Source organism: Variovorax sp. FG153, from assembly GCF_057809595.1.
Genome location: NZ_JBMDKG010000045.1, coordinates 59350 through 71186, shown reverse-complemented (window position 1 = coordinate 71186; position 11837 = coordinate 59350). Strand labels below are relative to the sequence as shown.

Here is an 11837-nt window from a genome sequence, read left to right as displayed (position 1 = left end):
CTTTCTCTTGGCGAGACAAGAGAAAGTGACTCGCCCGCCGGGGCGAGACCCGGCCGACAGCCTCACCAGAGAGAGCCAAAGAAAAAACGCCCCAGACAGTCATAAGCATTCAACGAAGAGTTCGTTGCCCAACCCCCCATCCCCGCCTACATTGCGGCACATGAGCCAAGTCCTCGTCCCCGAGCGCACCCAATCCTTCGAGATCCGCCCCTTCCCCGCCCCCGTAGGCGCCGAAGTCATCGGCCTCGACATCGCGCGCCCCATCCCGGACGAAGACTTCGCCCGCATCCACCGCGCCCACCTCGACCACCACGTCCTGGTCTTCCGCAACCAGCAGATCACCCCCCAGCAGCACATCGACTTCAGCCGCCGCTTCGGCCCGCTCGAGATCCACGTCCTGCACCAGTTCCAGCTCGAGAACCATCCCGAGATCCTCATCGTCTCCAACATCAAGGAGAACGGCGAGCCCATCGGCCTCGGCGATGCGGGCGTCTACTGGCATTCCGACATCTCCTACAAGCCCAAGCCCAGCCTCGGCTCCCTGCTGCACGCGCAGGAACTGCCCAGCGAGGGCGGCGACACGCTGTTCGCCGATCAGCACCTGGCCTGGGAAGCACTGCCGAGCGAACTGCAGCAGCGCATCCTGCCGCTCAAGGCCGAGCACAGCTACCTCGCCAAGTACGAGGAACTGCGCGCCAGGAACCCGTGGCGGCCCAAGCTCTCGCAGGCGCAGATCGACCAGGTCGCGCCCGCGGTGCAGCCGGTGGTGCGCACGCATCCCGAGACCGGGCGCAAGGCGCTGTTCGTCAGCGAGCACTTCACCACCCGCATCGTCGGCCTGCCGAAGGAAGAAAGCGATGAACTCCTGTCCGAGCTGTTCGCGCACAGCGTGAAGCCCGAATTCGTCTACCGCCACCAATGGGCGCCCCATGACCTCGTGTTCTGGGACAACCGCTCGCTGATGCACCTGGCGGCGGGCACGCCCGACCACCTGCGCCGCCGGCTCAACCGCACCACCATCGTGGGCGACGAGCCCCGATAGACCGACCACCTCCGCAGACGAACGTCCTCGACGGACCGGCGACGCCGGGTCCGCGCGGAGCGCTGCACCCCGAATTTCTTCCCTTGGAGTCCTTCCCGCCATGAACCGCTTCACCCGCCAGGCCGCATCCCTCGTCGCCGGCCTCGGCCTGCTGGCCGGCAGCCTCGCCGCGCACGCCGAGGGCCAGATCCGCATCGCCGAGCAGTTCGGCATCGTCTACCTGCTGCTCAACGTGGCGCAGGACCAGAAGCTGATCGAGAAGCACGCGAAGGCCGCGGGCGTCGACGCCAAGGTCGAATGGGTCAAGCTCTCGGGCGGCTCGGCGGTCAACGACGCGCTGCTGTCGGGCAACATCGAGATCGCGGGCGCGGGCGTCGGCCCGCTGCTCACGCTGTGGGACCGCACCAAGGGCAAGCAGAACGTCAAGGGCGTGGCCTCGCTGGGCAACTTCCCCTACTACCTGGTGAGCAACAACCCGAACGTGAAGACCATCGCCGACTTCACGGACAAGGACCGCATCGCGCTGCCCGCGGTCGGCGTGTCGGTGCAGTCGCGCGTGCTGCAGTTCGCCTCGGCCAAGCTCTGGGGCGACAAGGAGTTCAACAAGCTCGACAAGATCAGCGTGGCGCTGCCGCATCCCGACGCGGCCGCGGCCATCATCAAGGGCGGCACCGAGATCACGGCCCACTTCGGCAACCCGCCGTTCCAGGAGCAGGAGCTCGCGGGCAACCCCGCGGCGCACATCGTGCTGAACTCCTACCAGGTGCTGGGCGGCCCCTCGTCGGCCACGGTGCTCTACGCCACCGAGAAATTCCGCAACGAGAACCCGAAGACCTACAAGGCCTTCATCGACGCGCTCGACGAGGCCGCGAAGTTCGTCAGCGCCAATCCCGAGAAGGCGGCCGACATCTACCTCAAGGTCAGCAACGCGAAGCTGGACCGCGAGCTGCTGCTGAAGATCATCAGGAACCCCGAGGTGCAGTTCAAGACCACGCCGCAGAACACCTACGCGCTGGCCGACTTCATGCACCGCGTGGGCGCGATCAGGAACAAGCCGGCCTCGGTGAAGGACTACTTCTTCGACGACGCGCACAACGCCTCGGGCAATTGATGAGCACGGCGGCGGTGCTGGATTCGCGGTCCGATGCCCTGGCCCACCGGCAAAGGGTGGCGCCCGCGGCCGGGTCCTCCTTCCCGGAGCTGGCACGCGGCGAGGCGCGCGCGCGGGAGGCCGCGGCGCCGCTGCTGCAGGTCGACGGCGTCAGCCTCGAGTACCGCACGCCCGAGCGCGTGGTGCGCGCCACGCACCGCGTGAGCTTCGACGTGCACCAGGCCGACCGCTTCGTGCTGCTCGGCCCCTCGGGCTGCGGCAAGTCGACTCTGCTGAAATCGGTCGCGGGCTTCATCGCGCCGGTCGAGGGCGAGATCCGGCTGGCCGGCGAGCGCGTGCTGCGGCCCGGGCCCGACCGCATCGTGGTGTTCCAGGAGTTCGACCAGCTGCCGCCGTGGAAGACCGTCCGGCAGAACGTGATGTTCCCGCTGTTGGCCTCGCGCACGCTGGGCCGCAAGGAGGCGGCCGAGCGCGCGCTGCACTACCTCGACAAGGTGGGTCTCTCGAAATTCGCCGACGTGCATCCGCACCAGCTCTCGGGCGGCATGAAGCAGCGCGTGGCGATCGCGCGCGCGCTCGCGATGCAGCCGCGCGTGCTGCTGATGGACGAGCCCTTCGCCGCGCTCGACGCGCTCACGCGCCGGCGCATGCAGCAGGAGCTGCTGGCGCTGTGGGACGAGGTGCGCTTCACGCTGCTGTTCGTCACCCACTCGATCGAGGAGGCGCTGGTGGTGGGCAACCGCATCGCGCTGCTGTCGCCGCATCCCGGGCGCATGCGCGCCGAGATCAACAGCCACGGCTTCACGCTCGACAGCCTCGGCGGCACCGAGTTCCAGCAGACCGCGAAACGCATCCACGACATGCTGTTCGACGAAGCACACGACACCGAGGCCGGCCGATGAGCGCGATCCTTCCCCCCGTGCGCCCCGAGTACGAGCGCACGCTCGAACCCTTCACCGCGCTGCCGGTCGAGCGCCGGCTGCCGCTGGGCGCGCGCCTGGCCTCGCAGGCCTGGCTGCGCAAGGGCCTGATCCTGGTCGCGATCGCGCTGCTGTGGGAACTGGCGGCGCGCTGGCAGGACAACGACCTGCTGCTGCCCACCTTCAGCGCCACCGCGCGTGCGCTGGTCGAGGGCCTGGCCAGCGGCGAGCTGCTCGAGAAGGTGCGCATCTCGCTCGCGGTGCTGGTGCAGGGCTACCTCGCGGGCGTGGCGCTGGCCTTCGCGCTGACCACGCTCGCGGTGTCCACGCGCATCGGCCGCGACCTGCTGGACACGCTGACTTCGATGTTCAACCCGCTGCCCGCGATCGCGCTGCTGCCGCTGGCGCTGCTGTGGTTCGGCCTGGGCCGCGGCAGCCTGGTGTTCGTGCTGATCCACTCGGTGCTGTGGCCGCTGGCGCTCAACACCTACGCGGGCTTCCAGGGCGTGCCCGAGACCCTGCGCATGGCCGGGCGCAACTACGGCCTCACGGGCCTGCGCTACGTGCTGCAGATCCTGGTGCCGGCCGCGCTGCCGTCGATCCTCTCGGGGCTCAAGATCGGCTGGGCCTTCGCCTGGCGCACGCTGATCGCGGCCGAGCTGGTGTTCGGCGCCTCCTCGGGCAAGGGCGGGCTGGGCTGGTACATCTTCCAGAACCGCAACGAGCTCTACACCGACCGCGTGTTCGCGGGCCTGGTGCTGGTGGTGCTGATCGGGCTGCTGGTGGAAAGCCTGGGCTTCAAGACGCTCGAGCGCCTGACGGTGCGCAAGTGGGGCCAGCAGCGCTGACGCGCTTCAGCCGGCCTTGCCGGTCTTCTTCGCGTCCTCGCGCAGGCTGCGCAGCTCGGCGCGCAGGAACTCGTTCGATTCCCTGACCACGCCGTTGGTGAGCTTCACGCGGTAGGCCTGGCCGGTCATCTCCGAGCGCGTGGCGCAGCGCTCGATGAAGTCCTCGGCGGTCACGATCTCCTTTTTGAAGTGCTCGTACTTGGCCTGCATGTGCTTGGCGGCGTCGGCGGCGTTGTACTCGCTGCCGTTGCGCAGGAAGGTCATCGAACCCATCTTCGCCACGCGCTGGATCAGCGTGTCGATCAGCCGGTGCTCCGACTCGGACGGGGTGGCGTGGGCGAGGGCGGCGGCGGTGCCGAGCAGGGCCGCGAGCAGCGCGCGGCGCAGGGGCTGGAAGCTGGTCATGTCGTCTCCACTCGGCAATTTTCGGGCCATGCTAGGACGCGGTGCGGCGGCGGTCAAACCCCGGGCCGATCCAAGTTCGGCCTGGACCCCGGCGCAAGGTCGGGTCTAATCCGGGGTCCGCGGCAACCCCGCCGCCTTGCCCGCAGTCCTTCGCCATGAGCACTTCCAACGCCGATCTCCCGAGCCTCGCGCAGGCGCTGGCCGACGCCGCCGCCGCCCAGTCGATGCGCCATTTCCGCACCCCGCTGGACATCATCACCAAGGCCGACGAAAGCCCGGTCACGCTGGCCGACCGCGCGGCCGAGAGCGCCATGCGCGAACTGCTGGCGCAACGCGCGCCGGCCGATGGCATCTACGGCGAGGAGCATGGCGCCGAGCGCCTCGAGGCCGAGCGCGTCTGGGTGCTCGACCCGATCGACGGCACCCGCAGCTTCATCACCGGCTCGCCGCTGTGGGGCACGCTGATCGGCGTGCTGCAGGGCGAGCGCGTGGTGTTCGGCATGGTCGACATGCCGGTGCTCAAGGAACGCTGGGTCGGTCAGGCCGGCGCGGGCGCCACGCGCGACGGCCAGCCGGTGCACGCGAGCGCCTGCGGCGAGGTCGCCAAGGCGCGCATCGTCACCACCTCGCCCGACATCTTCGCGCCCGCCGACTGGCAGGCCTTCGACCGGCTGAGCCGCCAGTGCGCGATGCGCCGCTTCGGCGGCGACTGCTACGGCTATGCCCAGCTCGCGGGCGGCACCATCGACCTGGTGGTCGAGACCGGCCTGCAGCCCTACGACTACCTCGGCCCGGCCGGCCTGATCGAGGCCGCGGGCGGCGTGATCACCGACTGGGAGGGCCGGCCGCTGGGGCTCCAGTCCGACGGCCGCGTGATCGCGGCGGCCACACCCGAACTTCACCGACAAGCGCTGGCCGTCCTGCGGGGCTAGACTGGTTTCATGCTTCGCTGGCTGATCGTCGTCGTCCTGGCGCTGGTGCTCATGAGCGGCCTGACCGCCTGGCTGCGCCGCTTCGGCTTCGGGCGATTGCCCGGCGATTTCGAGTTCCGCGCCTTCGGCCGCGAATGGCAGCTGCCGATCGCGAGCACGGTGGTGCTCAGCATGCTGGCCGCGCTGGTGGCCCGGCTGCTGTAGGCGTTTCGCCCCTGAAAGAGAAGACAACCGCAATGAGAGCCTGCGTCGACATCGGCGGCACCAAGGTGGCCGTGAGCCTTTCCACCTCGAGCGATGCGCCGCTGATCGGCCGGCGCAGCGAGCCGACCGCGAAGACCGGCGACAACGATGCCGTGGCACGGCAGATCATCCGCATGATCGATGCCGTCTGTGCCGAGCAGCACATCGATCCCGCGAGCATCGACCGCGTGGGCGTGTCCTCGGCGGGCCCCTTCGAGCTGCGCGAGGGCAAGGTCGAACTCGCCACGCCCAACATCTGCGGCGGCATCGCGGGCCCCGCGCGTGGCCTGCCCAACGACTGGATGACGGCACAGGTCGAGGCGCCGCTCGCGCAGCGCTACGGCTGGGTGCGGGTCGAGAACGACGCCGTGGCCGCGCTCGAGGCCGAGCGCCACTGGGGCGCGCTGCAGGGCTTCGACCATTGCGCCTACGTCACCTGGAGCACCGGCGTGGGCGTGGGCCTGTGCGTGGACGGCCGCGCGCTGCGCGGCAAGAACGGCAACGCGGGCCATGCGGGCCACAGCTTCGTGGTCGACGACGGCAGCGGCGCGCTCTGCGGCTGCGGCAACATCGGCGACGTCGAGGCGCTGGTGGCCGGCAACTCCATCGACCGCCGCTTCGGCCAGCCCGCGCCCGACCTGTTCGCCGCCGCCTCGGCCGGCGAGCGGCATGCGCTCGAGGTGGTCGACGCGCTCAGCCGCGTCATGGGCCGCATGCTCTACAACCTGGTCGCCACGCTCGACCTGCAGCGCATCAGCCTCGGCGGCAGCGTGTTCTGGCACCACCGCGACTTCCTGCTGCCGCGGCTGCAGGCGCAGATCGACGGCCGGCTGCCGCCGCTGACGCGCGGCGTCGAACTCGTGCCCGCGGGTCTCGGCGACAAGGTCGGCGACTACGCCGCGCTCGCGCTGCTCGATTGAATCAGGCCTTCGGGCGCGGTGCCTCGCGCGCGCGGCACCGCGCCGCGAGTTCGCCCAGCCGCTTCAGGCCCGCGTCGACGGCCGGTGAATAAGGCCAGCCGCAGTTGATGCGCAGGTAGTGGTCGAAGCGCCCCGAGTTCGAGAACTGCGCGCCCGGCGACACCAGCATGTGCTCGCGCAGCGCCGCCTCGAACACCTCGACCGAGGAGCGCTGCTCGGGCAGCTCCACCCACAGCTGCAGCCCGCCGCGCGGCAGGTTCAGCCGCGTGCCGGGCGGGAAGTACTTCGCGATGGCATCGGCCGTCTGGTCGCGCTGCACGTGCAGGCGTTCGCGCAGGCGGCGCAGGTGGCGGTCGTAGGCACCGCTGGCGATGAACTCGCCCGCGGCGATCTGCGCCAGCGCCTCGTTGTTGCGCGTCTGCGCGTACTTGAGCATTTCCACCTGCGCATGCCAGCGCCCGGCGGTGATCCAGCCCAGGCGCAGTCCCGGCGCCAGCACCTTGTGCAGCGAGGCGCAATAGATCACGTTGCCCGTGCGGTCCCACGACTTCACCGCGCGCAGCGGCACCTCGGTCTCCACCAGGTCGCTGTAGGTGTCGTCCTCGACCAGCGCGATGCCGTGGCTCTCGCACAGATGCGCCAGGCGCTGCTTGTGCGCATCGGGCATCACGCTGCCGATGGGGTTCTGCAGGTGCGGCACCACCACCACGGCCTTGATGTCGTCGTAGGTGTGGATGGCCAGGTCCAGCGCCTCGATGGAGATGCCGGTCTGCGGGCTGGTCGGGATCTCCAGCGCGCGCATGCCCAGGCTCTCGAGCACCTGCAGCAGCCCGTAGAAGGTGGGCGACTCCACGGCCACCGTGTCGCCGGGCTTGGCGACGGCGCGCAGCGCGAGGTTCAGCGCCTCGATGCAGCCGTTGGTGACGAGCACCTCGTCGGGCGACACCGTCATGCCGATGCGCAGGTTGCGCTGCGCGACGGCCTCGCGGAACTGCTCGTGGCCCTTCTGCGACGAGGCGGTGGTCAGCAGCTCGGGCCGCTGGCGCAGCGCGCGCGTCATGGCGTTGCGCAGCGCTTCGGCGGGGTACAGCTCGGGCGCGGCGCGCGCGATGGCGAAGTTCAGCTTCACGCCCGCATGCCGCCCGCGCGCCATGAAGGTGGCCATGCGGGTGCGCATGCTGACGAACTGCGCCGGGTCCGGCGGCATGTCGGCCACCGGCTCTTCCATCGGCGCGATGGCCATGCGCTGGGGCCGTCGCACGAAATAGCCCGAGCGGTCGCGCGCCTCCACCCAGCCGTCGCTCTCCATCGCGCGGCACAGCTGCAGCGCGGTCGAGAGGCTGATGTCGTGCAGGCGCATCAGGCTGCGCAGCGAGGGCAGCTTGTCGCCCTGCTTGAGCGAGCCGGTGTGGATCGCGTCCACGTAGTGCGCCGCCAGTTGTCGGTAGAGCGGTAGCGAGTCCATGGCCTCGATGCTCGCGCGATCGTTCATTGAAAAACAGATGCAGTTGCGAGGGAAAACGACCATAACAGATGGCCGCCGGCCCTGGCTGTTGCGGTGCGAATCGCGCGGCGGTGTGCCTGTTTTCCGGGCGGGGGAATTCCTACGATCGAAGCGCTTCCAGCCCTTCCTTCACCGATTTCCGAACCCCCGAGGTACCGCCATGATCACCACCCTCTCGCAAGCCCCCGATGCCGTCTTCCTCGAGGCCGGCGATTCCTTCCGCACGGCGGTGGACGCCGGCACCTGGCTGCAGGTGGCCGAGGGCCGCGTGCGGGTGTCGTCGCCGCCGCGCTGGATCGGCGAGGCCGTGTGGACCGCGCACACGGTGCTCGGCGAGGGCGAGATGCATGGCGTGGAGCACGGCGGCTGGATCGAGCTGACGGCGCTGTCGCCGGTGCAGCTGCGCCTTCATGCGCCGGTCGCCGCGGGGCGCCGGCTGCCCACGCGGGCCGAGCCGCCGGCCGAGCCGGTTTCGGCCACCTGGGCCCTGCCGCGGCGGCCGGTGATGCGGCTGATGCAGCTGCTCACCGGCTGGTGAGCGGCCGCCTCAGCGCACGCTGGCCGCCTCGCGCAGCGTCTCGAGGAAGCTGCGCCGCCACCAGTGGATGTCCTGCGCGCGGATGCGCGAGAGCAGCGCCTGGTGCCGTTCGCGGCGTTCCTCCAGCGGCATCTGCAGCGCCTGCTGCACCGTCTCGGCGGTGCCGTGGGTGTCGTAGGGATTGACCAGCAGCGCTTCCTGCATCTGCTCGGCCGCGCCCGCGAAGCGCGACAGCACCAGCACGCCGGGGTCGGCCGGGTCCTGCGCCGCCACGTACTCCTTGGCGACCAGGTTCATGCCGTCGCGCAGCGGCGTCACCAGACCCACGGCCGCGGCGCGGCACAGGCCCGGCACGCGCTTGCGCGCCACCATGCGGTGGATGTAGCGCACCGGCATCCAGTCGAGCTCGCCGTAGTCGCCGTTGATGGCGCCGCACAGCGACTCGAGCTCGCGCCGGATGTCGGCGTAGGCATCGACCGTCTCGCGCGTGGGCGAGGCGATCTGGATCAGGGTGGCGCTGCGCCGGTTCTCGGGGTAGTGGGCCAGCAGCTCGCGGAAGGCGCGCACCCGGTTCGGGATGCCCTTGGAGTAGTCGAGCCGGTCGATGCCCAGCAGCAGCCGGCGCTGCGAGTACTCGCGCTTCATGGTTTCGTACATGTCGCGCGCTTCCTTGGCATGGGTGAGCGCCGCGAACTCGTCGACGTCGATGCCGATCGGGAAGGCCGCCGCGCGCACCGTGTTGCCGTAGGCGCGGTACATCTCTGCGCCCAGGCTCTCGCCCTTGGCCTCGTTGTGCACGTAGTGCTCGAAGTGCTGCACGTCCTGCTGCGCCTGGAAGCCGATCAGGTCGTAGGCGAACAGCGAGCGCATCAGCCACTCGTGCTGCGGGATCGCCGCCAGGATGATCTGCGGCGGCAGCGGGATGTGCAGGAAGAAGCCGATGCGCTGCCTGCAGCCCATGGCGCGCAGCTCGGCCGCCAGCGGGATCAGGTGGTAGTCGTGCACCCAGATGACGTCGTCCTCCTTCAGCAGCGGCATCAGCTTGCGCGCGAACAGCTGGTTCACGCGCCGGTAGCCGCCGATGAAGTTGGCGTCGAAATGGGCCAGGTCGAGCCGGTCGTGGAACACCGGCCACAGCACGTCGTTGCTGTAGCCCAGGTAGTAGCTGTCGTGGTCCTCGCGGCTCAGGTCGATGGTGGCCAAAGTGACCTTGCCGGCCTGCTGGCGCCGCAGCTCGCCTTCGCCGGTCGGCCCGTCCTCGACGATCTGGCCGCTCCAGCCGAACCACATGCCGCCCGACTGCTGCAGGCTTTCGCCGAGCGCGACGGCCAGGCCGCCGGCGGCGGGCTTGCGCGGATCGGCCACGCGGTTGGAGATGACGACGAGGCGGCTCATATCGCTGAATCCCAAGGAGCGGACAAGCGCATGGCCGCGTTGATGATGCCGACCATCGAGTAGGTCTGCGGGAAGTTGCCCCACATCTCGCCCGTGACCGGATGCGTGTCCTCGGACAGCAGCCCGAGCGGATTGCGCGCGGCCAGCATGGTCTCGAAGATCTGGCGCGCCTCGGCCTTGCGGCCGATCTTCGCGAGCGCGTCGATGCGCCAGAAGGTGCAGATGTTGAACGCGGTCTCGGGCTTGCCGAAGTCGTCGGCCGCCTCGTAGCGGCGCATGTAGGGACCGTCGCACAGCGTCTTCTCCATCGCGTCGACGGTCGAGACGAAGCGCGGGTCGCGCGCGTCGATCAGCCCCACCTCGGCCATCAGCAGGATGCTGGCGTCGAGCTCGCGGCCGCCGAAGCTCTCGGCGAAGGCCTGGCGCTCCTCGCTCCACGACTTGGCGAGGATCTCCTCGCGCATGCGCGAGGCATGGCCGTGCCAGTAGGCGGCGCGCTCGGCGAAGTTGATGCGCGTGTCCACGGGCTTGCCGGCCGAGGCGGCCTCGGCGCGCGCGTTCTTGTCGAGCGCGCGCGCGATCTTCGCGAGCCGGTCGCAGGCGGCCCAGCTCATGAGCGCCGAGCTGGTGTGCACGCGTGCGCGGGTGCGCAGCTCCCACATGCCGGCGTCGGGCGTGCCGTAGACGGCGATCGCGCGCTCGCCCACGGCCTCGAGGTGCGGGAACTCCGCCTCGCCCGCGCGCTGCAGCAGCCGGTGGTCGTGGAAGGCCTGCGCGGCGCCCAGCACGATGTTGCCGTAGACGTCGTGCTGGAAATGCTCCTGCGCCTGGTTGCCCACGCGCACCGGGCCCATGCCGCGGTAGCCGGGCAGGCTCTCGACGAAGGACTCGGGCAGCTCGCGCTCCAGGCCGATGCCGTACAGCGGCTGGATGTGCTCGCCGTGCGAGCCGATCACCACGTTGCCGAGCCAGCGCAGGTAGTCCTCCATGGTGCCGACCTCGCTCAGCGAGTTGAGCGCGCGCACCACGAAGAAGGCGTCGCGCAGCCAGCAGTAGCGGTAGTCCCAGTTGCGCTGGCTGTCGGGCGCCTCGGGGATGCTGGTGGTCATCGCGGCGACGATGGCGCCGGTGTCCTCGTAGAGCGACATCTTCAGCGTGATGGCCGCGCGGATCACCGCGTCCTGGTACTCGAAGGGGATCGCGAGCCGCTTGGACCACACGCGCCAGTAGGCGATGGTCTCCTGCTCGAAGCGGCGCGCGGTGTCGGCGATGCCGTCGAGCAGGGTCTCGTCGACGCCGAACATGAAGTTGTATTCGCGCGAGACCACGAAGGGCTGGCGCGAGAGGATGTGCGAGATCGAGGCGTCGGTGTTGAGCCTGAGCGTCACGTCGGGGCCGACGTAGCGGATGTGGTTGCTGCCGCGGGTGACCTCCACCGGCTCCTGCGCGCCCCACTGGAAGCGCGGATCGAGCGCCACGCGCATGCGCGGCGCGCCCGCGATCGGGCGCACGCGGCGCACCAGCATCAGCGGGCGGAAATAGCGCGCGCGGCTGTAGAAGCGCGGCGCGAAGTCGGTGATCTCGATGCCCTGGCCCGCGCTGTCGAACAGCTGGGTGCGCAACACCGCGGTGTTCGGCTCGTACCACTGCTTGGCATGCGCGAAGTCCTCGATCTCGAAGCCCCAGGCCGCCGCGCCCTCGCCCGGATGCAGCAGGGCGTTGAACACCGGGTCGCCGTCGAAGCGCGGCAGACAGCACCAGACCACGCGCGCGCGCCCGTCGATCAGCGCGCTGAAGGCGCAGTTGCCGATCACGCCGAGGTTGAGCGAGCAGTCGGCCGGGCGCGGAAACTCGCGCGCCTTGGGCGCGGTGGCCGTGCCTTCGTCGACCGGCGCATCGTCATCGGGACCGGCCGCGCCGGCCACCGACTCGCCGCCGCGGTCCTCGGGGGCCTTGGGCATCTGCCGCGCCTGCGGGTC

Annotated in this window: 12 protein-coding genes; 8 read left to right on the top strand and 4 right to left on the bottom strand. The window is 70.0% G+C overall.

Going from position 1 to position 11837, the window contains the following annotated elements:
- Nucleotides 1-160: 160 nt before the first annotated feature.
- The 4 genes from ACODT0_RS33565 (at nucleotide 161) to ACODT0_RS33550 (ending at nucleotide 3921) form a co-directional block, all read left to right on the top strand.
- Nucleotides 161-1042, top strand: coding sequence for a TauD/TfdA dioxygenase family protein (locus ACODT0_RS33565; RefSeq protein ID WP_489043229.1), 882 nt, complete (start codon nucleotides 161-163; stop codon nucleotides 1040-1042).
- 100 nt (nucleotides 1043-1142) lie between these two features.
- Nucleotides 1143-2153: an ABC transporter substrate-binding protein gene (locus tag ACODT0_RS33560; RefSeq protein WP_057596565.1), complete on the top strand. Its 1011-nt coding sequence runs from the start codon at nucleotides 1143-1145 to the stop codon at nucleotides 2151-2153.
- Entirely contained in the window at nucleotides 2153-3055 is a 903-nt protein-coding gene (locus tag ACODT0_RS33555) for an ABC transporter ATP-binding protein (RefSeq protein ID WP_489043228.1), read from the top strand. The genes ACODT0_RS33560 and ACODT0_RS33555 overlap by 1 nt, the downstream gene beginning before the upstream one ends.
- Nucleotides 3052-3921 carry an ABC transporter permease gene (locus ACODT0_RS33550; RefSeq protein WP_413764466.1) on the top strand — a complete coding sequence of 290 codons (870 nt, stop codon included), beginning with the start codon at nucleotides 3052-3054 and terminating at the stop codon, nucleotides 3919-3921. Before ACODT0_RS33555 ends, ACODT0_RS33550 begins: the two co-directional genes overlap by 4 nt.
- A gap of 6 nt (nucleotides 3922-3927) precedes the next feature.
- Here the strand turns inward: ACODT0_RS33550 and ACODT0_RS33545 are convergent, their stop codons facing one another.
- The gene (locus ACODT0_RS33545; RefSeq protein ID WP_057596563.1) at nucleotides 3928-4326 is read right to left on the bottom strand and encodes a DUF5329 family protein; all 399 of its coding nucleotides are present in this window, start codon (nucleotides 4324-4326) and stop codon (nucleotides 3928-3930) included.
- Nucleotides 4327-4481: 155 nt separating this feature from the next.
- Here ACODT0_RS33545 and hisN point away from each other — a divergent pair, with 155 nt between their 5' ends.
- From hisN to ACODT0_RS33530, 3 genes are read left to right on the top strand one after another with little or no spacing between them, the layout of a single operon-like run.
- On the top strand, nucleotides 4482-5258 hold the full coding sequence (hisN, locus tag ACODT0_RS33540) for a histidinol-phosphatase (RefSeq protein ID WP_057596562.1): 777 nt from the start codon (nucleotides 4482-4484) through the stop codon (nucleotides 5256-5258).
- Nucleotides 5259-5267: 9 nt separating this feature from the next.
- On the top strand, nucleotides 5268-5462 hold the full coding sequence (locus tag ACODT0_RS33535) for a DUF2905 domain-containing protein (RefSeq protein ID WP_057596561.1): 195 nt from the start codon (nucleotides 5268-5270) through the stop codon (nucleotides 5460-5462).
- 32 nt (nucleotides 5463-5494) lie between these two features.
- Entirely contained in the window at nucleotides 5495-6421 is a 927-nt protein-coding gene (locus ACODT0_RS33530; RefSeq protein WP_057596560.1) for an ROK family protein, read from the top strand.
- Nucleotide 6422: 1 nt separating this feature from the next.
- Here ACODT0_RS33530 and ACODT0_RS33525 read toward each other — a convergent pair whose 3' ends face one another.
- Complete coding sequence (locus ACODT0_RS33525; RefSeq protein WP_413764569.1) at nucleotides 6423-7886, bottom strand: aminotransferase-like domain-containing protein; 1464 nt, start codon at nucleotides 7884-7886, stop codon at nucleotides 6423-6425.
- 199 nt (nucleotides 7887-8085) lie between these two features.
- Here ACODT0_RS33525 and ACODT0_RS33520 point away from each other — a divergent pair, with 199 nt between their 5' ends.
- Nucleotides 8086-8463: a hypothetical protein gene (locus ACODT0_RS33520; protein ID WP_422097985.1), complete on the top strand. Its 378-nt coding sequence runs from the start codon at nucleotides 8086-8088 to the stop codon at nucleotides 8461-8463.
- Nucleotides 8464-8472: 9 nt separating this feature from the next.
- Here the strand turns inward: ACODT0_RS33520 and otsA are convergent, their stop codons facing one another.
- Together otsA and ACODT0_RS33510 are read right to left on the bottom strand one after the other, a co-directional pair.
- A complete protein-coding gene (gene otsA / locus ACODT0_RS33515; RefSeq protein ID WP_057596558.1) occupies nucleotides 8473-9858 on the bottom strand; it encodes an alpha,alpha-trehalose-phosphate synthase (UDP-forming) in 1386 nt (461 codons plus the stop codon).
- Nucleotides 9855-11819 carry a glycoside hydrolase family 15 protein gene (locus ACODT0_RS33510; RefSeq protein ID WP_172705435.1) on the bottom strand — a complete coding sequence of 655 codons (1965 nt, stop codon included), beginning with the start codon at nucleotides 11817-11819 and terminating at the stop codon, nucleotides 9855-9857. The genes otsA and ACODT0_RS33510 overlap by 4 nt, the downstream gene beginning before the upstream one ends.
- Between the last annotated feature and the right edge of the window lie 18 nt (nucleotides 11820-11837).